Source organism: Providencia sp. PROV210, from assembly GCF_028479445.1.
GTDB classification, from domain to species: domain Bacteria; phylum Pseudomonadota; class Gammaproteobacteria; order Enterobacterales; family Enterobacteriaceae; genus Providencia; species Providencia rustigianii.
In genome coordinates this window covers 226,082-249,455 of the sequence record NZ_JAMPNQ010000014.1, presented here as the reverse complement: position 1 = coordinate 249,455, position 23,374 = coordinate 226,082, and the positions used below count along the sequence as shown (strand labels likewise).

General features: G+C 41.0%; 22 protein-coding genes and 1 pseudogene. 11 read left to right on the top strand and 12 right to left on the bottom strand.

All coding sequences use genetic code 11. The features are described from left to right. Positions 1-22 precede the first annotated feature (22 nt). Both glpT and glpQ read left to right on the top strand, forming a co-directional pair. Positions 23-1,372, top strand: a complete 1,350-nt coding sequence (gene glpT / locus PR761_RS11565; RefSeq protein WP_006814310.1) for a glycerol-3-phosphate transporter — start codon at positions 23-25, stop codon at positions 1,370-1,372. Positions 1,373-1,538: 166 nt separating this feature from the next. Beyond that, positions 1,539-2,612 (top strand): glycerophosphodiester phosphodiesterase, encoded by a 1,074-nt coding sequence (glpQ, locus tag PR761_RS11560; RefSeq protein WP_115164707.1) that lies wholly within the window; start codon positions 1,539-1,541, stop codon positions 2,610-2,612. Positions 2,613-2,742: 130 nt separating this feature from the next. On the opposite strand, the gene PR761_RS11555 is transcribed toward glpQ, so the two are convergent. The 8 genes and pseudogenes from PR761_RS11555 to epmA form a co-directional block, all read right to left on the bottom strand. Further along, positions 2,743-3,867, bottom strand: coding sequence for a hypothetical protein (locus PR761_RS11555; RefSeq protein WP_154610806.1), 1,125 nt, complete (start codon positions 3,865-3,867; stop codon positions 2,743-2,745). Next, on the bottom strand, positions 3,864-4,127 hold the full coding sequence (locus tag PR761_RS11550) for a PAAR domain-containing protein (RefSeq protein ID WP_006814313.1): 264 nt from the start codon (positions 4,125-4,127) through the stop codon (positions 3,864-3,866). Before PR761_RS11550 ends, PR761_RS11555 begins: the two co-directional genes overlap by 4 nt. Positions 4,128-4,150: 23 nt before the next feature. Continuing rightward, positions 4,151-5,569 carry a hypothetical protein gene (locus tag PR761_RS11545; RefSeq protein ID WP_115164709.1) on the bottom strand — a complete coding sequence of 473 codons (1,419 nt, stop codon included), beginning with the start codon at positions 5,567-5,569 and terminating at the stop codon, positions 4,151-4,153. A gap of 143 nt (positions 5,570-5,712) precedes the next feature. Continuing rightward, entirely contained in the window at positions 5,713-6,696 is a 984-nt protein-coding gene (locus tag PR761_RS11540; RefSeq protein WP_164717610.1) for an SEL1-like repeat protein, read from the bottom strand. Positions 6,697-6,701: 5 nt separating this feature from the next. Beyond that, positions 6,702-7,667 carry an SEL1-like repeat protein gene (locus PR761_RS11535; protein ID WP_154610805.1) on the bottom strand — a complete coding sequence of 322 codons (966 nt, stop codon included), beginning with the start codon at positions 7,665-7,667 and terminating at the stop codon, positions 6,702-6,704. Between the two features lie 3 nt (positions 7,668-7,670). Further along, positions 7,671-8,210 carry a phospholipase D-like domain-containing protein gene (locus PR761_RS11530; RefSeq protein ID WP_154610804.1) on the bottom strand — a complete coding sequence of 180 codons (540 nt, stop codon included), beginning with the start codon at positions 8,208-8,210 and terminating at the stop codon, positions 7,671-7,673. 35 nt (positions 8,211-8,245) lie between these two features. After that, positions 8,246-9,616, bottom strand: a pseudogene (locus tag PR761_RS11525) (type VI secretion system Vgr family protein); the annotation flags it as partial. A gap of 279 nt (positions 9,617-9,895) precedes the next feature. Beyond that, the gene (gene epmA / locus PR761_RS11520) at positions 9,896-10,873 is read right to left on the bottom strand and encodes an elongation factor P--(R)-beta-lysine ligase (RefSeq protein WP_006814319.1); all 978 of its coding nucleotides are present in this window, start codon (positions 10,871-10,873) and stop codon (positions 9,896-9,898) included. Positions 10,874-11,658: 785 nt separating this feature from the next. On the opposite strand from epmA, the gene frdA reads away from it, so the two are divergent. The 5 genes from frdA to PR761_RS11495 all read left to right on the top strand — a co-directional run bounded on the left by frdA (position 11,659) and on the right by PR761_RS11495 (position 15,706). Next, positions 11,659-13,455: a fumarate reductase (quinol) flavoprotein subunit gene (frdA, locus tag PR761_RS11515; protein ID WP_006814320.1), complete on the top strand. Its 1,797-nt coding sequence runs from the start codon at positions 11,659-11,661 to the stop codon at positions 13,453-13,455. After that, a complete protein-coding gene (locus tag PR761_RS11510) occupies positions 13,448-14,182 on the top strand; it encodes a succinate dehydrogenase/fumarate reductase iron-sulfur subunit (protein ID WP_006814321.1) in 735 nt (244 codons plus the stop codon). Before frdA ends, PR761_RS11510 begins: the two co-directional genes overlap by 8 nt. A 14-nt stretch (positions 14,183-14,196) precedes the next feature. Then, complete coding sequence (frdC, locus tag PR761_RS11505; protein ID WP_006814322.1) at positions 14,197-14,592, top strand: fumarate reductase subunit FrdC; 396 nt, start codon at positions 14,197-14,199, stop codon at positions 14,590-14,592. A 15-nt stretch (positions 14,593-14,607) separates the two neighbouring features. Next, positions 14,608-14,961: a fumarate reductase subunit FrdD gene (gene frdD, locus PR761_RS11500; protein WP_006814323.1), complete on the top strand. Its 354-nt coding sequence runs from the start codon at positions 14,608-14,610 to the stop codon at positions 14,959-14,961. 160 nt (positions 14,962-15,121) lie between these two features. After that, the gene (locus PR761_RS11495) at positions 15,122-15,706 is read left to right on the top strand and encodes a TetR/AcrR family transcriptional regulator (RefSeq protein WP_154610803.1); all 585 of its coding nucleotides are present in this window, start codon (positions 15,122-15,124) and stop codon (positions 15,704-15,706) included. A gap of 35 nt (positions 15,707-15,741) precedes the next feature. Here PR761_RS11495 and PR761_RS11490 read toward each other — a convergent pair whose 3' ends face one another. Both PR761_RS11490 and PR761_RS11485 read right to left on the bottom strand, forming a co-directional pair. Then, positions 15,742-16,935: an MFS transporter gene (locus PR761_RS11490; protein ID WP_154610802.1), complete on the bottom strand. Its 1,194-nt coding sequence runs from the start codon at positions 16,933-16,935 to the stop codon at positions 15,742-15,744. A gap of 52 nt (positions 16,936-16,987) precedes the next feature. Beyond that, positions 16,988-17,764 (bottom strand): hypothetical protein, encoded by a 777-nt coding sequence (locus PR761_RS11485; RefSeq protein ID WP_112837372.1) that lies wholly within the window; start codon positions 17,762-17,764, stop codon positions 16,988-16,990. A 218-nt stretch (positions 17,765-17,982) separates the two neighbouring features. On the opposite strand from PR761_RS11485, the gene PR761_RS11480 reads away from it, so the two are divergent. Continuing rightward, positions 17,983-18,234, top strand: coding sequence for a helix-turn-helix domain-containing protein (locus tag PR761_RS11480; RefSeq protein WP_006814328.1), 252 nt, complete (start codon positions 17,983-17,985; stop codon positions 18,232-18,234). Positions 18,235-18,320: 86 nt separating this feature from the next. On the opposite strand, the gene sugE is transcribed toward PR761_RS11480, so the two are convergent. Further along, on the bottom strand, positions 18,321-18,635 hold the full coding sequence (sugE, locus tag PR761_RS11475) for a quaternary ammonium compound efflux SMR transporter SugE (RefSeq protein ID WP_039854780.1): 315 nt from the start codon (positions 18,633-18,635) through the stop codon (positions 18,321-18,323). A 266-nt stretch (positions 18,636-18,901) separates the two neighbouring features. Between sugE and PR761_RS11470 the strand changes: the two genes are divergently transcribed. The 3 genes from PR761_RS11470 to PR761_RS11460 all read left to right on the top strand — a co-directional run bounded on the left by PR761_RS11470 (position 18,902) and on the right by PR761_RS11460 (position 22,681). Next, complete coding sequence (locus PR761_RS11470; RefSeq protein WP_006814330.1) at positions 18,902-19,810, top strand: EamA family transporter; 909 nt, start codon at positions 18,902-18,904, stop codon at positions 19,808-19,810. A gap of 341 nt (positions 19,811-20,151) precedes the next feature. After that, positions 20,152-22,245 (top strand): pyruvate/proton symporter CstA, encoded by a 2,094-nt coding sequence (gene cstA / locus PR761_RS11465; protein WP_392397985.1) that lies wholly within the window; start codon positions 20,152-20,154, stop codon positions 22,243-22,245. A gap of 232 nt (positions 22,246-22,477) precedes the next feature. Beyond that, complete coding sequence (locus PR761_RS11460) at positions 22,478-22,681, top strand: YbdD/YjiX family protein (RefSeq protein ID WP_006814332.1); 204 nt, start codon at positions 22,478-22,480, stop codon at positions 22,679-22,681. A gap of 100 nt (positions 22,682-22,781) precedes the next feature. Here the strand turns inward: PR761_RS11460 and efp are convergent, their stop codons facing one another. After that, the gene (gene efp, locus PR761_RS11455; RefSeq protein WP_006814333.1) at positions 22,782-23,348 is read right to left on the bottom strand and encodes an elongation factor P; all 567 of its coding nucleotides are present in this window, start codon (positions 23,346-23,348) and stop codon (positions 22,782-22,784) included. Positions 23,349-23,374 lie beyond the last annotated feature (26 nt).

Below are 23,374 nucleotides of genomic sequence, written 5' to 3'. Positions count from 1 at the left end.
TTAGCATGCCATCGGAGGCTTTATGTTACGCATGTTTAAACCAGCTCCTCATATCGAGCGGTTGCCCGCTGATAAGATAGACCCTGTCTATCGTAAATTACGCTGGCAGATTTTTCTGGGGATTTTCTTCGGTTACGCAGCATACTATTTAGTTAGAAAAAACTTCGCCCTTGCAATGCCTTACCTTGTAGAACAAGGTTTCTCTAAAGGTGACCTTGGTTTTGCATTATCAGGAATTTCAATCGCCTATGGTTTTTCTAAGTTCATCATGGGTTCATTCTCTGACCGAGCAAACCCTCGCTACTTCTTACCAGCAGGTTTGATTCTCGCCTCCCTCGTCATGCTATTCATGGGCTTCGTACCATGGGCAACCTCTAGCATCATGGTGATGTTCGTGCTGCTGTTCTTATGTGGTTGGTTCCAAGGTATGGGTTGGCCTCCTTGCGGACGTACCATGGTTCACTGGTGGTCACAAAAAGAACGTGGCGGTATCGTATCTGTTTGGAACTGTGCGCATAACGTAGGTGGTGGTCTTCCTCCACTACTGTTCCTGTTAGGTATGGCATGGTTTAACGACTGGAAAGCGGCGCTGTATATGCCTGCATTGGCTGCGATTTTAGTCGCACTGATCGCTTTCGCATTAATGCGCGATACTCCACAATCTTGTGGTCTTCCACCAATTGAAGAGTACAAAAACGATTATCCAACAGACTATAAAGCGTCTGATGAAGAAGAATTAACTGCAAAAGCTATCTTCATGAAGTATGTGTTCCCTAACAAACTTCTGTGGATGATCGCCATTGCTAACGTATTTGTTTACTTACTGCGTTACGGTGTTCTTGACTGGTCACCAACTTACCTGCGTGAAGTGAAACACTTCACCATGGATAAATCCTCATGGGCTTACTTCATGTATGAGTACGCGGGTATCCCAGGAACGCTGTTATGTGGTTGGATGTCGGATAAAGTCTTCCGCGGAAACCGTGGTGCTACAGGCGTGTTCTTCATGACCTTAGTGACTATTGCAACTATCGTATTCTGGATGAACCCTCCGGGTAACCCTGGTATTGATATGGCATGTATGCTGATCATCGGTTTCTTAATCTACGGTCCAGTAATGCTGATTGGTCTACACGCTCTTGAACTTGCACCTAAAAAAGCGGCAGGTACTGCGGCAGGTTTCACCGGATTATTCGGTTACCTCGGTGGTTCAGTCGCAGCAAGCGCCATTGTTGGTTATACCGTTGACTACTTCGGTTGGGACGGTGGTTTCGCTGTCATGATCGGTGGTTCAGCACTAGCAGTTGTCTTACTGTTCATCGTTATGCTGAGCGAAAGCAAGCATAAACGCGAATTAGCTAACAACCGTTAAGCCTCAGCTTAAGTTGTACTAACTCACTGAATTGATGGGTTATATCAATAAAAGGATATAGCCCATTTTTTTACCCAAAATTTGTTACCTCGAGCTTATATACCTACAAACTATTTACCTATAAAGCTGTTTACCTATAAACAATGAGTACCAAGGAGATTTACTGATGAATTTTCAATTAAAAACATTAGTTGCAAGTATGGTCTTAGTGATGTCTGTATCCGCCGCTGCCGAAACAGCGGGTAAAGTGGTTATTGCGCATCGTGGTGCAAGCGGCTACTTACCGGAACATACATTACCAGCTAAAGCGATGGCTTATGCACAAGGCGCTGATTTCTTAGAACAAGATTTAGTGATGACTAAAGACAATGAACTAGTTGTCCTGCATGACCATTATCTGGATCGTGTTACTGATGTCGCGGATAAATTCCCAAATCGCGCACGTAAAGACGGACGTTATTACGCGATTGACTTTACTTTACCTGAAATCAAATCCCTGCAATTTACTGAAGGTTTCGACATTGTTGATGGTAAAAAAGTTCAGAGCTACCCAAATCGTTTCCCAATGGGTAAATCTGACTTTCGTGTTCACACTTTCCAAGAAGAAATTGAATTTATTCAAGGTTTGAACAAATCAACAGGTAAAAACATTGGTATTTATCCAGAAATCAAAGCGCCTTGGTTCCACCAGCAAGAAGGCAAGGATATCACCAAGAAAACCTTAGAAGTCCTGAAAGAGTATGGCTACACCACGAAAGACTCTAATGTTTATCTGCAATCATTTGATCCGAATGATCTGAAGCGCATTAAAACTGAATTGATGCCTAAAATGGGCATGGATTTAAAACTGGTTCAGTTAATTGCTTATACCGATTGGGAAGAAACTCAAGAGAAGAAACCTGATGGGACTTGGGTAAACTATAATTATGATTGGATGATGAAGCCGGGTGCGATGAAAGAGATTGCAACCTACGCAGATGGCATTGGCCCTGACTACCATATGCTGGTGAGTGAAGGTTCCACACCAACCAATATCAAAATTAACGGTATGGTGAAGGAAGCTCATGAAAATAACATGGCGGTTCATCCATTCACAATTCGCGTCGACAAACTGCCTAAATATGCCAAAGATGGTCAGCAGTTGTATGAAATCATCTACAACCAAGCGGATGTTGATGGCGCCTTTACCGACTTCCCTGATTTAGGCGTGAAATTCTTAGAGCAGCAAAAACAGAAATAATTTTCTTTCACTCCCCCTTGTCAATTGCAATCCAATGACTCGGGGGAGTTTATTCAACTAAAATAACGCGGCTATCGTAAGACTGTAGTTCATGCACATTTTAATACAATTTTATGCGTCAAATTAACCTTTAAGCCTGAATTTGTTGCAGTAAAAATTGCGTCCCGTTTTGATGAACAATAAGACCGCAATGGGAATATTCACACACCAGAGACAAAGCCACCACATGACGCGCAATACCGCCTTTGCCTAAAAGTGTATCAATGTCATAAAGGCGTTCTGATAAATGAGGCACATTCTGTCGGGCATAGTTTTCGATACACTTTCCTTTATCGTTATCCTCTACGCCACTGTGCCAAATTCCATCTAATTGTTCACCCGAATACTGGAATTCACACTGTGTTTTCAATGCGTCAGGGAATGACTCTATATCCGTGGATATAGGGCGCAGAAGTTTCGCTTTGATAGGAGCGCGTAAACGCTCGAAGAACCCTTGGGGTGCAAGTAATAGACTCGCGGCTTCTTCACTTGCTACCGAATCTAATTGAAACGCTAAAATCGCGTATAACTGGGGTTCAAATGAATTTTCATACAGTGCTAACAACCATTCACTTAATGAGTCATATGGCAATGTTTCAACGGATTCAAGCTCTAATGATAAGCGCGTGGCTTCCTGCTGAATGATTGCTGGCCAATCAGCCTCGTTTTCTTCTGTTTGCCAATATAGGGTAATCGGCTGAGTGAGGGCATGTTGATGGTAATATTCGGCAATGGGGGCAAGTAACTTTCGCACCGCCATTTCTTGTTTCTCCCATAAAGAAAGTGATTTGAAGGCGCTTAATTGCAATATATTGTCTTTATTAGGTGGCAATGAAGATAAAGAAACCCCCTCTTGATTCTCTTCATCGACTTGAGTTAACCGGGTATCCGTTAGTATCCCAATGTGCTTGCCAGCCCAATAATGCCATTCTTGACGGGCATCATCTAACATATTGGTAAACTGCCGATGGTCATATGACGTTATCGAATAAACCAATAGGCGAATAAACAGCATAACAACCACTGGAAGAACACCAAATAAAGCGATTATTTGATTATTACTGACTTCACTAGACAATACCCCAATTGAAGATAAATAAATGCCTATGCCAAATCCGATAACACCAATAATCACGACCAAGAACAACCAAAGCATCAAGCGAGGTAATTTAGGCTCACGTGGATGCTCTAAAGAGGGAGTTTTCCAGCTCATCATGATTGTTCACCCGACGATGACAGGCTTGCAATAAGGGTACAGCCACATTCGGTTTGAAAACCATTCAGTGCCGCCTGACGACCGGATATTAAAATGCGCGTTGAACCAGGTAAAATCGCATTAACTCCATGACCTTTTTTCGGACAATTCACTTTGTCTCCCACTAAAGCTATCGGTTTGCCGTACATCACCGAACCAGAAGCCGTGATCACTTCGCCGCCATGAGTGGTTTTGTCACCTAATCGAACAAGTGCGCGCATGTTAAAATCCTTTTATTGATAAATTATTTTTCCATACGTTGAAGTGGGATCAGAAAAGAGGCACCGCCTATCCCTGGTTCACTAATAGTACGCCCATAAAGATAATGTATATTTCTTAGATCTTCTTCTGATGGTGTTACCCCCCAAATCCGACCTAAATATTGTCGAAGTTTTTCAAAACTATTCGGTGACATTTGACTGTAATCCATTAGATAAACATAAGAGTTATCGCCATCGGAGCCAATATTTGCATAGCAATAAGGCTTACCTTCCATTAAAGCACTGATGATCCCTCTTTCATCATTATTTCCTTTAGTTATTGTTATCTCGCTTACAGAACCACTTTTCATTCCTTTACGATAAAAAATACCTGACTCTGAATAAAGCTTAAAAGCCGCATCGCCCGCCAATGTTTCATCTGAAAAATAAAGCTCATGGGCAATATCTATAATGTGGCTTTCGGGTAAATTAGCAGGAATACCAAAAATACCAATTAGGTCTGCTGGGCATTCGCCAGTTGGCATGATCCCCCCATTACCTGAGAAACGTTTATTTCCAGAAAGATAATTTTGTTCTTTTGCGTTTTGATTGTTTTGAGCTGAAATTTTTTCAGCTTCATATTTTGCTTCGATAATTTGTGTACGCTGTTCCCCTGATTTATAAGGAACAATACCAATACTCAAAAAAGGCTTATTTTGATTATATTCAGAGCTTGTTGATGCCATATTAAATTGCCAACTTTTTTTCAATTGGCATTGCTGCTTCATTGCTTCAGTTAGCTTAATTTCCCCTGAATTATCATAGGTAATATCAAAATAATTAGTCAGAGCGTAAAGACTTTCAGATTCATTTTTTCTCTCAACTGAAAATACAGTATTTGAACATGTTAATATTTTGAAGGTGTTTATTACCGTAGGGACTGTTAATATCTCAGAAACTCCACCGTTATTTTCATGAGCAGTGACACCAGTATCGATTAATTTATTATTCTGATAAATCCAATAAGGTTCTGATTCATAATGGCTTGAATTTTTGCCAAAAAAAGTGAACGCTACATAATTATTTTTTGAAGGTGGGTTATCAACTTCTTCCATATCAAAATACGTATGAGGTGAATAAAATGCATAAAGTTCACCTTGTTCACTTTTATTCGGTAAATAGGCACCATAAACCCCCGTTGATGTACGGATCAACCAAGATTCACTTTTATTATCATCATGTGAATTTGTGAATATTCGTCCTTTATAATCAGTCTTCCCTGATTCGATAATATGACCATTTTTCATTAGTTGATATGGAATATTTTCACTTCTATCAATAGATACAAGTAAGAAAGGAGTGTCTTTTTCTTTTGCTTGTGAAGAAAAAACACTTAACAGAGCAAGTGACAAAATACCGATAGGTTTAAGTAATAGTTTAAATAATTTCGTTTTGTATTTCATATAGTTCCTTTATATTCAATGTGATATTTCTATTGATAAATTAAAAATTTTTTATCTACTAAAAAAAATAAACCGTACTCCCCTCCCCGCTTTTAAAATTTGCTAAGCATTTTATTGTGAGATAAAAAAAAGATTCATCTTGGTTATTGCCCCTCAGCCTGTTTTTTATATTCAAAGGTGCCATCCCATTCAGGGAGTTCGGCAGGTGGGAGAGGAACGATTTTATCGATATCGGGGAATTTGGCTCTAGGATTAAGTGAAAGCTCTTTTTCTATCAATTTATAACGACGAACCCTTTCAGGATCAACATGTTGTTCCATATAGTATATTTCATTCTTAGGGTCTGATGTGTTAAAACTTTCAGATAACTTATACGCTGATTGATCGCTACCATATCGGATAGCTAATTGATAGTATTTCAGTGCCTGACTATAATTTTTATCACGAACTTCATAATTCATCGCAAGAGAATAAGCTGCGTCTGTATTACCTTGTTTAGCCGCACAATCGAGTAGTTTTCTGCCTAAGTCCAAACGATACAACGGAGTTCTCGCATTAAGGAATTGCTCCGAAATGGCAAGTTGTCCTTCTGGATTCCCCATTATTGCGGCTTTTAAAAAATAACGCATCGCTGCATCTGAGTCTTGTTTTACTCCGAAACCTCTTTGGAGATAAGTCCCCATAATGTAATAACCAAAGGGAATATCCATTTGTATCAGTTGCTCAACTAAATCAATCACCTCTTCAGAGCGTTTTTTACCTATCATAGGTTCAGCTTGACCTGTTGCTATCATATTCTGTAAGTTACCTATAGCTTTGTAATGTTTTTTTTCAGCCGCTTGACGATACAATGTAGCAATATGACCAAAATCTTTAGGACCTTTTTTAATTTCTAAGCGACGTGCTTCTTTAAACCAAGCATCAGCTTCGGGATCTAATGGTGGAAAACTGTCTTTTTCTTGTACACAGGTAAAAGTTAAATCCGGTTCGGTTTTTTGAGCCGGCGGCTCTTCCTTTTTATCCATCGGATTGCAAGCGCTCAGCATCAACATACTACAAATCAATGCACCGCATTTAAATATGCTACGAGCAACGGATTGATGATGAGATGAAAAGGAGAGATTCATCTTGATTATTGCCCCTCTGCCTGTTTTTTATATTCAAACGTGCCATCCCATTCAGGGAGTTCAGCAGGGGGAAGTGGAACGATTTTATCAATATCGGGGAATTTGGCTATTTCATCAGAAGCGTCGATTTCTTTGACTATTGCATAATAACGTAATGAACGTTCTTTATCAGGTTTTACGCCAAGATAATCAATACTTCCTAATATTGTTTTTGGGTCAAAAGCACCAGTTAAAGTTGACGCTGAATGTCGATACCCATTTTTTGTAGATAGCTGATAATATTTTAATGTTCCACCAGTATCTTCTTCAACATTCCATAAGTAATTTGCCAGACGATATGCGGCTTCTCCATTACCTTGATTTGCAGAGCAATCCAACATTTTTTTCCCAATATCAGGGCGATAAGCTGGATTATCTCTGTCCGATAAACGTTGAGATACAAAAATATCGCCAATCACATATTGGGCTTCGGGACTGCCTAAATCCGCAGCTTGACGAAAGTAAGCTAAAGCTTTAGTACGATCAGCGACGACTCCATAACCCGTATCGAGGTAGTGCCCCATTTGGTAATAACCATAGCTGATATCCAATTTAGCCATTTTTTGAATAATGTCCCACACCTCTTGAGCAGGGCCTTTACCTTCAATGGGGGGAACTTTGCCATAACTGATTAAGTTGCTTAAGTTAAGCATGGCTTTAGGGTGATTACGTTCTGCGGCTTTACGGTAAAGTGCACCAATTTGAGCATAATCCCGTTGAGATTTATTGGCCTTTTCAAGTTCACGGGCTTGTTTAAACCAAATGTCGGCTTCAGGATCAACGGGAGGTAGCGTGTTTTTTTCATACACACAGGTGAACGTTAAATCGGGTTCGTTCTTTTGGGTCATCAATTTCTCTTTTTCCTCTACAGGTTTACAGCTCACAAGTAGCACTAGAGCACACAATAATAGACAAGGTTTAACTAGTGGCATAATTTAATCCGTATTTTCTAACCCAATCGTTTTATCCTCAAAAGGAATTAACGCACCTTGGGGCATTTTTTTATCTTTTTTAAGCTCTTTGTTTTTACTTATGATTTTTTTCCAATCATTAAATTCTTCTGTCAAATCTGAAAAAATACTTCCCGTTCCTTTATGTAGCCCCCATAATCTTTCCCGTAACGGTTTAACAATAGGAAAGATGTCCGTATCTTGCAGTATCACCGCAATTTCAGTGTCAAATGCCATACTGCGTAAATTGATATTGGCAGAGCCTTGGATTAAAAAGGTGTCATCCACTAAGGTTAGCTTGCTGTGGACATACACCGACTGCCAGAGATTAGAATCCGAGGAAACTAACGTGCAAATCACGCTCTTAAACCCCTCAATGGTTTCTTCCTGAATATCATCAGGGTTAACGACATCAATTGGGGCTAACACCTGACCGTTTCGGGTCGATGCCATGACATTATTTACCGTATCTCGATACGCAGCATGCTCCCGCATCAAATCACGGCGACCTAGCGTTTCCAGCATCTTGTAGGTTTGATACCCTCCGACTTCATTCGAGTTAAGGGGAAGTGTATTCCGTAGGTATCTCCCGCATAGGGTTTCGCCAGCCGCACGGGCATACTTTCATAGCCCGTCGGTTTTTCATCACGGTCTGCATCAAATTTGACCCAATAAAAGCCATGCTCATTTTGATGGGCGTAGATATCGTTGGTTTTAACACTGGTAATCCGTGCCGTTAACGTGCCTGCAATCACCGGACGTGGCTTAAGGATCGGGCGCCAACACAAGGCTTCGGTGTACGGCGCCGCATCAAACTGAATCACTAACGCGCTGCTGCGACTGCCTGAAAAACGCAATCTCGTGATTAAGATTTCCGATTGAAAATCCGTGGGCAACGTGGACGGCAATTGGCTGTCGATGATTTTGAAAACCATTAATGGCGTCAGGCGAGGGGAATTACTTTTTCCTCGCAGTACCGTTTGACGTGCGAGAAAGCGTTCATGGTCAAGTCGTGACCAAAAATGCGCCGTTTCTGTTTCGGGTTGGTATTTTTCACCGCGCTCAAGGTGGCGGGGTTTGTAGTGGTAAACGTCACCATAGTTGATATTCTCACCTTCACCTCGAGTCATGTCCGTCTCAATGGATTGCAGGGTTAGCATCGCTTGGCGGTGATTATAATCTTTGGCGGTGACACTGCGCTCGACCACTTGGTGACGCAGTGATAATCCCCACACACTCTCCACGCCATTATCACTCATGCCAGAGGGACTATTGAGTGGCAGTTGTAAATCATACACATAGGCGCGTTGGCTATCGCCAAAGTGAATTATCTCAGTCTTCGTGTCAGCTTGAAGACTAAAGGAATAGAAAATCCCCACTTCACTGAGTAAACGCTCAATAAATTGCCAGTCGCTTTCATTGATTTGGTTGATTTGCTCCCGCTTGGGGTATTGGCGCTGTAAGTGAAACTCAAATTCCCAGCCCTGCATTTGGTGTTCACGCAAGATAAGCTCAATGACTTCAGGCACAGATTGATTGAGGAAAAACCGATGCGAACGTATTTGATGGCGTAGCAGCGACACAAATGGTTCGATAACAATTTGGTACAGAGCTTCATCCACTGAACCGGACAACCGCTTAAAATGCGTGATCACACCATGTACCCGTTTTTGAGGTTCATTCAACGAACTTAAGGCGGCCAATGGGATAGTCGGGGATGAAAAGGTAAAGTGAGTGCTGCGACGAAGAAGCCGTTGGGCTTGCAGGTTTTTGTCTGGGGACGTAAAGGTAATCTGGTAACGATAAGTCTCACTAATGGCTTCTCGTCCAATGAACGACTCAACATCTAATGGCGTCTGGCAGTCTTGAATAGCCAGTTGATAGCGATTGTGGGATTGAAGTGACCGTTGTGCAGCATCCAGCAAGCTCATTCTGTATTCCTTCTCTATGAGTTTCGTGGTAACCCGCAACAGAGATCAAGACAGAAGGTCACCAATGCAAATTCAATGCATTTAACTTAAGTAGAGACAGAAAAGCAGCAAATGAAACTAAAAGCAATCATAATTCTTACTAATGGGATATATAGAAGAATTATCTGAAGCAATCTAATCAATTTGAGGTAGGCGATGCAAACAATAAAAATGCACCTTAGTCTGTTGATATTCAACTTTTGGGGTGCATTTATTTTCAATAACAATTTTAATTAGTAACTATGCAATCGTCACAGGGAACGCAATTACATCACTGATCCGTTCGGCATTGAGCGCTAGCATCATTAAACGGTCAACCCCCACTGCGACACCAGAACAGTCAGGAAGACCATGTTCAAGAGCGGCAAGTAGATGCTCATCAATCGGCTGGATAGGTAATCCCATCGCTGCACGCTTACGATTATCTTGTTCAAAACGCTGGCGCTGTTCATGTACATCCGTCAACTCGTGGAAGCCATTCGCCAGTTCCATACCTTTATAATAGACTTCAAAGCGTTCTGCGACACGATGGTCTTCAGTACTAATAACGGCTAATGATGCTTGAGTCGCTGGGAAATGGTAGACCACTGCTGGCTTATCTTTACCTATATGAGGTTCAACGCCCATCGTAAATAGCAACTGCAATAACGTATCACGATCCTCTTCTTGATCCGCAATATTGCTTAAATCTAAGCGTGCGGCCACGTCTCTCAGTTCACTTTTTTCTGCTGATAACGGATCAATATTCAAATGGCGTAAGAAAGCTTGCTGATAGGATAATAATTCAGCACTGTCACATTCGAGAACTTGCTGTAGAAGGTCATCCACTTCATTGATTAAACGGTACATATCAAAATGAGGACGATACCATTCTAGCATTGTAAATTCAGGATTATGGTGTCTTCCAGCTTCTTCATTACGGAAGCTGCGGGACATTTGATAGATAGGACCGCTCCCCGCTGCCAGTAATCTCTTCATATGGTATTCAGGGCTGGTCATTAAATATAAGTTAATGCCCTGAGCAGCGCCGGGTCCCACAAAGCGAGTTTCAAATGGAACAAGATGAATGTCAGTCACGGTTGCCTGACTCATGGCGGGTGTATCTACCTCAAGTACACAGCGATCAGCAAAAAAGCGTCTAATTTCCGCAATAATTTTTGCGCGCTGTAACAGGTTAGCGATGGGGGCAGTTGGCTGCCAATTCGCTACTTCACTCATTAAAATGACTCCAAAATAAACATAGTCGTGCAGTGTACTCACCTCATACCCAACACACAATGGAATATTGTGGATAAAACGCCCTATTTGAGTACCGATAGATAATAGCGAAGTAAGGTGAGAAAGATGGAGGGATTATCTCCTGCTTTATACGATTAGGCAAAAAGCTTTCCCATCAACTTTTAACAATTGATTAAAAAAAAACAAAAACATGATTTTTTCTTATAACTTGTGATGTGATTGTTAAAAAAAACAATCCCCCGTTACTTACTTGGCACATTTAAAAAATGATTTCTCAGTAAAAAAGTTAAACCGTTTTTAAAATAGTGAACTCATTCGCAATTTTCTATTCGATATGAATTTAGAATTTTCCCCAAAAGCACCCTATTATCGACTACAAACAGGTTAAACCCGACGATTTTAGTTGGTTTTTAATGCTAGGAATTCGTGTAAGATTAATGATAATTATTTGATATTTCTTTTTATTATTTCCATTTTCTCTCTAAACGTCTTAGAGAGAGAAACAATTTACAAAAAGAAGACGCAGATCACATTTTGTAGGTAATATCACCCAAAACACCTTTCTATATCAAATTTATCCCAGACACTATTCGCTATAATTACCAACATAATAAGTCGTTATTAGCTATTATATATCTACGATTAGAAAAAGATTTTTTGCAGTTTAGCCTAAAGGCAAGCTGGAATTGAGATAGCTAAGCACTAAAAGTATTTAAAAGAATTTATTAATTTACTAATTTACACTTGAACAATGGAGAAGCGCAGTGCAAACCTTCAATGCCGATTTAGCGATTATCGGGGCCGGGGGCGCAGGCTTACGAGCAGCAATTGCTGCTGCTGAAGCAAATCCCAATATCAAGATTGCTCTGATCTCAAAAGTTTACCCAATGCGTAGCCATACCGTGGCAGCAGAGGGAGGATCAGCCGCAGTTACTCAAGCCCATGACTCCTTTGACTATCATTTCAATGATACTGTTTCTGGTGGTGACTGGCTGTGTGAGCAAGATGTCGTCGATTATTTCGTCGAGCACTGCCCAACAGAAATGACCCAACTAGAACAATGGGGCTGCCCGTGGAGCCGTAAACCAGATGGTTCAGTTAACGTTCGCCGTTTCGGTGGGATGAAAATTGAGCGTACATGGTTTGCCGCGGATAAAACCGGCTTCCATATGCTGCACACCTTGTTCCAGACATCATTGAAATATCCTCAGATCCAACGTTTCGATGAGCATTTCGTTCTCGATATTATTGTCGATGAAGGTCAAGCTCGTGGTTTAGTTGCTCTGAACATGATGGAAGGTACTAAAGTACAAATCCGTGCAAATGCTATCGTTATGGCTACTGGTGGTGCGGGTCGTGTGTATCGTTATAACACCAACGGCGGTATCGTAACAGGTGATGGTATGGGTATGGCACTTCGTCATGGCGTACCACTACGTGATATGGAATTCGTTCAGTATCACCCAACAGGTCTGCCAGGTTCAGGTATCCTGATGACTGAAGGTTGCCGTGGTGAAGGTGGTATTCTTGTCAATAAAGATGGTTACCGCTATCTGCAAGATTACGGAATGGGTCCAGAAACCCCACTGGGCAAACCAGAAAATAAATATATGGAACTGGGTCCTCGTGACAAAGTTTCTCAAGCATTCTGGCACGAATGGCGTGCAGGTCGCACTATCAGCACTCCTCGTGGTGATGTTGTGTATCTGGATCTGCGTCACCTCGGTGCTGAAAAACTACATGAACGCCTACCATTCATTTGTGAATTAGCAAAAGCTTACGTCGGTGTTGACCCTGTTAACGAGCCAATTCCAGTTCGTCCAACAGCGCACTACACCATGGGCGGTATCGAAACCGACCAACGTACAGAAACTCGCATTAAAGGTCTATTTGCTGTGGGTGAATGTTCGTCTGTTGGTTTACATGGTGCAAACCGTTTAGGCTCTAACTCACTCGCAGAATTAGTGGTATTCGGTCGCTTAGCCGGTGAAGAAGCTGCACGTCATGCAGCGGAAGCAACTCCAGCAAATGCAAGTGCTATCGAAGCTCGTACTCGTGATATTGACAACGACCTACATAAACTCTTAAACCAAAAAGGTAATGAGAGCTGGGCGAAAATTCGTGATGAATTAGGGTTATCAATGGAAGAAGGTTGCGGTATCTACCGTACCCCTGAATTGATGCAAAAAACAGTTGATAAGATTGCAGAACTGAAAGAGCGTTTCAAGAAAGTCGAAATCACTGACCATAGCAGCGTATTCAATACTGACTTACTGTACACCATCGAGCTGGGCTTCGGCTTAGACGTCGCGGAATGTATGGCTCACTCTGCGATTAATCGTAAAGAGTCCCGCGGTGCTCACCAACGTCTCGACGAAGGTTGCACTGAACGTGATGATGTAAACTTCCTGAAACACACGCTGGCATTCTATAATCCAGAAGGCGCACCACGCCTTGAGTATTCTGATGTGAAAATTACTAAATCACAACCAGCGAAACGTGTGTATGGTGCTGAAGGGGCAGCTCAAGACAAGGCGAATAAGGAGCAGGCTAATGGGTGAGATGCAACACTTAAAAATGGAGATCATGCGCTTCAATCCAGAAACGGATAGTGAGCCCCATTTAGTGACTTATGATGTCCCTTACGATGCGCAAACGTCTTTGTTAGATGCATTGGGTTATATCAAAGATAACTTAGCGCCGGATCTGTCTTATCGCTGGTCTTGCCGTATGGCTATCTGTGGTTCTTGCGGCATGATGGTTGATAATGTACCGAAGCTGGCTTGTAAAACATTCCTCCGTGAATACCCACAAGGAATGAAAGTTGAGCCACTGGGTAACTTCCCTATCGAGCGCGACCTTGTTGTTGATATGACTAGCTTTATCGAACGTTTAGAAGCGATCAAACCGTATATTATTGGTAATGATCGTAAACTGTCTGAAGGTCCGAATAAGCAAACTCCTGCTCAGATGGCGAAATATCACCAGTTCTCTGGCTGTATTAACTGCGGTCTGTGCTATGCAGCTTGCCCGCAATTTGGTCTGAACCCTGAGTTCTTAGGCCCTGCGGCTATCACATTAGCAGAGCGCTACAACCTCGATAACCGTGACCACGGTGCAAAAGAGCGTATGCCACTGTTAAATGGTGACAACGGTGTTTGGAGCTGTACGTTTGTAGGCTACTGCTCTGAAGTCTGTCCTAAGCATGTCGACCCTGCGGCCGCTATCCAGCAAGGTAAAGTTGCCAGCGCGCAAGACTTTGTTATCGCCATGCTGAAGCCACGATAAGGAGAATTGAAGTCATGACAACAAAACGTAAACCCTATGTACGGGAAATGAAAGGCGACTGGTGGCAAAAACTCGGTTTTTACCGTTTTTACATCATGCGCGAAAGCACTTCCGTTCTTCAGGTCTGGTTTAGTATTTTAGTCCTGTACGGAGTCTTTGCTCTGAAAAGTGGTCCAGAATCATGGGCTGGCTTTGTTGGATTCTTAAGTAATCCAATCATTCTGATCATTAACTTAGTGACACTGGCTGCCACACTGCTACACACCACAACGTGGTTTAAGTTAGCACCGAAAGCTGTCTCTATTATTGTAAAAGATAATAAAATGCCAGATGAACCTATCGTTAAAGGCTTCTGGGCTCTGACTATCGTCGTCACTGCGGCTATTTTAGCAATCGCATTACTATTTTAATCGAAGGAGAATCTGATGAATCTAACGCCTAAACGTTCCGATGAGCCGATTTTCTGGGGATTATTTGGTGCCGGTGGTATGTGGAGCGCCGTTATTGGCCCTGCAGTCATCATCTTACTGGGTATTTTAATCCCATTAGGTGTTGCACCAGAAATGCTGAGCTATGAGCGCATTATGGCATTTAGCCAAAGCTTTATCGGTCGTATTTTCTTATTACTGATGATTATTTTGCCTGTATGGTGTGGTATGCACCGTATCCACCACACCCTGCACGATTTTAAAGTGCATGTTCCTGCAACAAAATGGGTGTTCTACGGCAGCTCTGCAATCATTAGTGTTATCGCGATTATCGGTGTATTCACTCTATAATCATTAAGTCGATAATATAAGTTACGAATAAATACCCCATCAACTCATTGAGTGTTGGGGTATTTTTTTACCTTCAGAATATTGTTCCCTACATTTAGAATTACTTTATTGAATGCTATGATGCGGCTATTCGCTGAAATAATGCTAAGAGATAAACAAGATGGACACTCAACCGAAGAAACCAAGAACTAAGCCCGCTGAAGAGCGTTTGAATGAGCTAATGAATGCAGCTGAGCAATTATTTCTGTCGAAAGGTTTTGTGGCAACAACGGTGAGTGATATTGTCGCAGCAGCTGATGTGGCAAAAGGGACTTTTTATCATTATTTTCAATCTAAAAACGAAATTATGGATGCCTTGCGCACCCGTTATATCGATTGGTATTTAGGGCACATTGCGGAGGCGTTTTCACAGTATCAATCAGCGTCTTCACAGTTAAAATCATGGTGCGAAAACAGCGTTAAATACTATGTTGAAAAACAATCGCTCCACGATATGCTATTTCACGATGAATATCATGGACATACAAACAACCATGAACAGCGAGCCATAGAGCAAATTAAACAAATATTAGCCCTTGGTGAGCAGCAACAAGAGTGGCAGGCATCACCACCTGAACTTATCGCCACAATGATTTATCATTCAATGCATGCTGCGGTGGATAACCTAGCAACTTCACATGAATATAACCAAGATACTTTGAATAAGCTGCTTTATAACTGCTTCTTAAAATTACTTAGTAAATAAGAAATACCCCGCAGATTCGCTACGGGGTTAATCATTTAATTAAACTCTAATTCTTTTGATTTGGGTAACCAACGGGTCAGGAAGAATAATGCGCCGCACAATGCAATAAAACATCCAGCATACCCTAAGTGAAAATCACTCAAATAAGTAATGACCAGCGGTGTTACTCCCCCAATACATACAGAAGCTCCATTATAGCCAGCACCTAACATTGCGGTATTACCATGAACAACTCTTGCAAGTACAGCAGGTAAATTTGCCAATATCATTGAAGAACACCCTGCAATCGAGAGCTGTGCAAGGCAAACTAACATTAGGTTATCAAGCTGAAGCGTAAAATAAACCGGGGCTGCTAATAGCACTAGTGCAGCGACTCCAATCCGGTATATTCTCAATGGCGTGCTATATTTTGTTGTCCACCAACAACTTAAAATAATCAGTGCTAACAAAAGCCCGGAAGATATTAGAGGAAAAATATCCTTTAATACATCATGCTTCAAATGCCTCACAATAACTGAACCAGACAGGTTTTGTGAATAAAAAGCAACTGAAGCAGGCGCTGTTAACAAAAATAAGTAAATAATGCCTAGCCAATTAAACGCTCGCTTTACTGGTCTGTTTGCCCGTTTTTCTGGTAGCTTCGTTCTAAACCAAAAACTCATTCCTATATTGAACAAGCCTACCAATAGAGGGATCCGCCAACCAATGCTATGCATTGTTTCTTTATCAAGAACTTGCTGTAAAAAAAATACTAATCCTGTAGAAATAATAACACCTACAACTATGCTTCCAGAAATCAACGCAGCAATTTTAGCTCGCTCATCTTCTTGCACATCAGAGAATAAATACGTTACCAAGGATGGATATTCCCCTCCAAAACTAAAGGATAGAGCAAACTGAAAAATTAGAATAGCAAGGGGCGTATAGACCCCTAGTAATTGAATCGGCAACAATGCCATACATAATGTCGCTATCCCCGTGATTGAACTTGTTAGGACTAATGCTGCCTTTTTCCCCGCAGTATCGGCATAACGCCCTATAACTACACCACCAATAGGTCGAATTAAAAAACGTAATGCAAAAATACCCCATACCATTAATGTTGATTGGGAATAACCTAGTTTCTCCAGTTCGGCACTCAGGTAAACAGATATTGCTGCAAATACTGCAATATCATAATATTCCAGCGCATTTCCTGCAGCTGCACCAAATCGATATTTCCATTTCATTGTGTCATCCTTGTTGTAAGATTTTTATCCTTAATACATATTCATGAAAAAATTAGGGATAACTCACTAGCATTTCTAAACAGGCTAATGTAATTCCATGATCTTTAAGAACCGTAAATAATCCACTTGAGGAAACATGTGGGCAATTTAATTTTTCTTTAATACGCTGAATGCGCTTATGCTCATTTGCTTCCGCACAGCCTTGAATATAACTAATTTCTTTTACCTTACAGTGGGAAAGTAATAAACGAATAGTGATCATTTCTTTACGTGTGAAACGAATGTTACCGAAACGCATATATTGATGTATGTCGAGTAAATCATTATCTACTTCATTTTTGGAACCATTACCCCCGGTTGATAAAATAATATTTTCTCTTTGTGGTAAAAAAGAATCATCATCTTTCTGCCAAATACTTTGTGCATAGTCTGAAACAATAGCCCTATATTTATATATTGCATTAATTTCCTTTATCGATAATTTACTTTTCGAATTAATTGATGCTAATTCAAAAACATTCCCATATTTCGTACAGAGATCAACTTTAATTTTTTTCTTATCTACTTTTACTAAAGTATCTGTATATGCCTTAGAGTAATTATCCCAATATTGAATTCCCGATGATAGTCGCTCACTGATTAAAAGGTCGAGATCATCGCTCCAATAGATTAAAACCCACTCATAATTACTTGATATAGTGAATATTTTCCTCTCTGACAAATCAACCCTACTGAAGGATAAATCCATATCATCCCAATTAAACTGACTAGAAAATATATTTCTTAATCCATTACATGATTTCTCCAAAAAATCACTTTCAATATTCATTTAATCTTCCTTTTTAAATTACACATGAAATATTCATATTTTAAATCGCCAATATCTTTAACATAAAAAAATTAACAACAAAAGATTAAATTAATACGCATTTGAAAATGAAATTTATTTATCTAACTTAATATCTCTTCAATCACAAAATATATATCAATTAAAATATACATAATTAAATTTTAAAATTAATTATTATTTAATTATCGGAGGGTAATATGAAAGAAGATTGGCATCCTGCGGATATTATTGCCGCAATCAGAAAGAAAGGTTCGACATTATCAGCAATATCTAGATCTGTTGGACTAAACTCCTCAACATTAAACAATGCTTTATCGCGACGCTGGCCTAAGGGTGAAAGAATTATTGCTGATTTTTTAGAGACAACCCCAGAAAAAATCTGGCCTTCACGTTATATTAACTATCAGATTCAGAGAAAAAACATTTCTAATATCGTCTTGAAAAAGTAAAAACTCTTATTATGTCACTTATAATAATATTTTCTTTGAGTAAAAAAGTGGGAGAATATTCATTCTCCCATTTTTGTTTCAATTGATTAACTTGAGACTTTTAAACCAATCAACCCCAGTACTATCAACCCTAAGCTTAATAAGCGGAAGATATTCGCCGATTCACCCAGAAAGATAATACCGACAATTGCGGTACCCACTGCCCCGATCCCCGTCCAGATAGCATAAGCGGTTCCTGCTGGAAGATCTCGCATGGCATAAGCCAATAAGCCCATACTTGCAATAATGGCAAGAATGGTAATGATGCTTGGCGTTAAGCGCGTAAAACCGTGAGTATATTTTAAGCCCACTGCCCATACAACTTCTAATAAACCAGCAAATAAAAGGATGATCCAAGCCATGGTCATTTTCCCGTTAACTTAACGGGGTCGTCCCCAGTAATTGAATGTGTAATTTCAGGTCGTCCTGAACACCGATGATTAGAAATGCATTATAAACATTCAATTTATGAGATTCAAGCGATGATAAATAATAATTAACACCAAATTAACAATAATATTGCACTTATTCCTACTATATTTTATCCACTAGCACCAATACCATCGCATGATTTTAAATCCACAGGTACAGTATTCACTACTCTCGAATCATGCTCTGAGAAATATCCATGAATATCAAAGATATATTATTAGCACTCTGTGTCGTCGTCATTTGGGGCGTCAATTTTGTGATCATAAAGCTTGGCGTAACCGCCCTACCACCTTTATTACTTGGCGCACTACGCTTTGTATTCGTGGCATTTCCTGCAATTTTTCTGTTTAAACGCCCTAATATCCCATTTAGGTTATTACTGATTTATGGACTCACTATCAGTTTTGGGCAATTTGCATTTCTATTCTGCGCTTTACATGTCGGTATGCCAGCAGGTATTGCCTCGGTGATCTTACAATCTCAGGCCTTTTTTACCTTACTACTCGGTGCCATCATCTTAAAAGAATCCTTACAACTCAATCATTTTATTGGGATGTTCATTGCTATCGCTGGTCTAGCCGTTTTAGCCAATGGGGCAACTGCCGGCGGTATTGATGATATTCCACTGATCGGCTTAGTGTTTATATTAATTGCAGGATTATCTTGGGCGACAGGCAATATCACCAACCGTATTATTATGCAAAAACAAGGTGATGAAAAATGTAGTGCTCTATCACTGGTTAGTTGGAGTGCTCTGATCCCCATTATCCCTTTTCTATTAAGCTCATGGATTTTCGAAGGTGAAACTGCCATCGTCCAAGGTTTAGCCGGGTTTAATTGGTCTATATTTGGCGTGATTATTTATCTTGCTTACTTATCAACATTTGTTGGTTACGGTTTATGGGGCGTTTTATTAGGCCGTTATGAAGCTTGGCGAGTTGCCCCATTCTCACTGCTCGTTCCCGTTTTTGGTCTCAGTAGCAGCGCATTATTCCTTGGTGAGCATATTAATGGCATACAAGTCGCTGGGCTGATTTTGATCATGATAGGTCTGATAACAACGCTATTTGGTAAGAAAATTATTCAAATGCTGAGACAGCGATAGCTAACCTATTAAAATACCGGAAAGTTTAATACGGTATTTTTTCCCTACGATTTTATATTCCCACTATTCGCCACACCCTAATTATAAGTTTATTAAACCAATAAACTTATAATTATTGAAATAAAAATTCAAAACAAAAACGCCACATAGACAAAAACAAGATAAAATCCAATATTCATTCATATTTTAGTGACGCCAATTGCAATAATGAAATTTACTTAAAATTTCAATTAGGTGTCTCGTTTTAGCTACTTTTTCTTTTGATTTACTCTCGCTATACCTGTTTCAGTTTTACTTAAATAAATAATAATGACTCGTTAATGAAATGGATGGGGAAGGCTATGGGTAAACAATTGATTTGGATTGCTCTCGCTCTGCTCGGTGCTTTTTCACTCGGTTATATTGCACTAAACCGTGGTGAACAAATAAATGCCTTGTGGATTGTTGTTGCTGCTGTCTGTATTTATCTTATTGCATATCGCTACTATGGACTGTTTATTGCGAAAAAGGTCTTACAAGTCGATTCAACACGTATGACACCAGCTATTCGTCATAATGATGGTCTGGATTACGTCCCGACAGATAAAAAAGTGTTATTTGGTCACCACTTTGCCGCTATCGCAGGGGCCGGTCCACTTGTCGGACCGGTGCTAGCAGCTCAAATGGGATATTTACCAGGAATGTTATGGCTACTGGCAGGGGTTGTGCTTGCCGGTGCTGTACAAGATTTCATGGTGCTATTTGTGTCCACTCGCCGTGATGGGCGCTCTTTGGGGGAATTGGTTAAAGAGGAAATGGGGAATACAGCTGGGGTTATTGCCCTGATCGCCTGCTTTATGATCATGGTGATTATCTTAGCTGTTCTCGCGATGATTGTGGTGAAAGCGCTGACACACAGTCCTTGGGGAACCTATACCGTCGCCTTCACGATTCCACTGGCTATTTTCATGGGGATTTATACCCGTTATATTCGCCCCGGTCGTATTGGTGAAGTTTCTGTCATAGGCTTAGTTTTTCTCGTTTTTGCTATTATCTCTGGGGGTTGGGTTGCAGAAAGTGAAACATGGGCACCTTATTTTGACTACACCGGCGTTCAATTAACATGGATGCTCGTGGGATATGGCTTTGTAGCTGCCGTATTACCCGTTTGGTTATTGTTAGCACCTCGTGACTATCTGTCTACATTCCTGAAAATTGGTACCATTATTGGTCTCGCTATTGGTATTTTAATTTTAAATCCAAGTCTACAAATGCCAGCGCTAACCAAATATATTGATGGTACGGGTCCTGTGTGGGCGGGTGATTTATTCCCATTCTTATTTATTACCATTGCTTGTGGTGCCGTATCAGGCTTCCACGCCTTAATCTCATCGGGTACCACACCGAAGATGTTAGCCAATGAAAATCAAGCATGTTTTATTGGTTATGGTGGAATGTTGATGGAGTCATTCGTTGCCATCATGGCATTAGTGGCTGCTTGTGTGATTGACCCCGGTGTTTATTTTGCGATGAACAGCCCAATGGCAATGTTGGCACCAGCCGGTACTACAGATGTGGTGGCGTCAGCCGCTCAAGTGGTTAGTAGTTGGGGCTTCCAGATTACACCGGAACAACTCACTCAAATTGCCAATGATGTCGGTGAAACCAGTATTATTTCCCGTGCAGGTGGAGCACCAACCCTTGCAGTAGGTATGGCGTACATTCTCCATGGTGCTTTAGGTGGCTTGATGAATGTGGCTTTCTGGTATCACTTCGCCATCCTGTTTGAAGCGTTATTTATCCTGACGGCAGTGGATGCAGGAACCCGTGCTGCGCGCTTTATGCTACAAGATTTATTGGGTGTGATTTCTCCATCGTTGAAAAGAACCGATTCACTCCCGGCAAACTTAATTGCCACCGCGTTGTGCGTATTGGCATGGGGTTATTTCTTACACCAAGGGGTTGTGGATCCATTGGGTGGTATCAACACATTGTGGCCACTATTTGGTATCGCCAACCAAATGCTAGCAGGTATGGCATTGATGCTGTGTGCAGTTGTTCTGTTCAAAATGAAGCGCCAAGCTTATGCGTGGGTCGCACTATTACCTACCTCATGGTTGCTAGTTTGTACTATGACTGCGGGTTGGGAAAAGACGTTCAGTGAAGATGCCCGTGTTGGCTTTTTAGCTGTCGCCAATAAATTCCAAGCGATGTTAGACAGCGGTAACATTCCACCACAATACACGGAGTCACAGCTTACTCAGTTAATCTTTAATAACCGTTTAGATGCTGGCTTAACGATTTTCTTCATGATTGTCGTCGTGGTTCTCGCTATTTTCTCTCTGCGTACCGCATTAAAAGCATTAAAATCTAAGGAGCCAACGGCTAACGAAGTGCCTTACGAGCCAATGCCAGAGAACTACCAAGACATTGTGGCGAACACCCGCCATCATTAAGAGCAACGGAGATCGAGGGATGAGCAATTTTGTTTTAAGCATTTATTTTTCTTAAATATTTTTCAAAACTCACTCTCTTTCTCCAAAATCACTGGCTACAATGCAATCCTCTAAATAGTTTGTGTTGTAGCTAGGCAGCAAGCGAGGATATCCCTGGGAACATAGATAACTATGTGACTAGGGTAGCCAAGTGAAGCTAACAACGCTACAACACAAAATATGACGAGGATTTATGTTTGGGAACTTAGGGAAGGCGGCCCGTTACTTGGGCCAAGCCGCCAAAATGATGGTCGGCGTCCCCGACTACGACAACTACGTTGCTCACATACAGCAAACCCATCCTGACCAAACGCCGATGACTTATGAGGAATTTTTCAAAGAGCGGCAAGATGCGCGTTATGGCGGCAAAGGTAAAGGTGGATTTAAGTGCTGTTAACTCTTCAATAAAAAAGCCGAATACAGCACAAAACTGTATCCGGCTCTTCTTGATCTCATCGAGTCACTCACTATAATGACTCGCTTGATCTACTCGGCAATTATTTTACGCGTGATACGTATTCACCTGAACGGGTGTCAACTTTAATCACTTCGCCGACCTGTACGAACAGAGGAACTTTAACCACTGCGCCAGTGCTCAGTGTTGCTGGTTTACCGCCAGTACCTGCAGTATCACCTTTCAGACCTGGATCTGTGTCCGTAATTTCTAACTCAACGAAATTCGGTGGTGTTACGGCGATTGGACGACCGTCCCATAAGGTTAAGATACATTCAGCTTGGTCGACCAGCCATTTTGCGTTGTCACCAACTGTTTTTTCATCAGCTGCTAGCTGTTCGAAAGTTTCATTGTTCATGAAATGCCAGAACTCACCGTCGTTGTACAGGTAAGTTAAGTTCATATCCATGACATCTGCACCTTCGCAAGAGTCAGTAGATTTAAACGTTTTTTCCAACAGTTTGTTAGAAATCAGTTTACGGAGACGCACACGTGCGAACGCTTGACCTTTACCCGGTTTAACGAATTCACTTTCAAGAATTGCACACGGCTCACCATCTAACATGATTTTAAGACCTGAGCGGAATTCATTGGTACTATAAGTAGCCATGGAGATCCTCTATTTATAAACTAAAA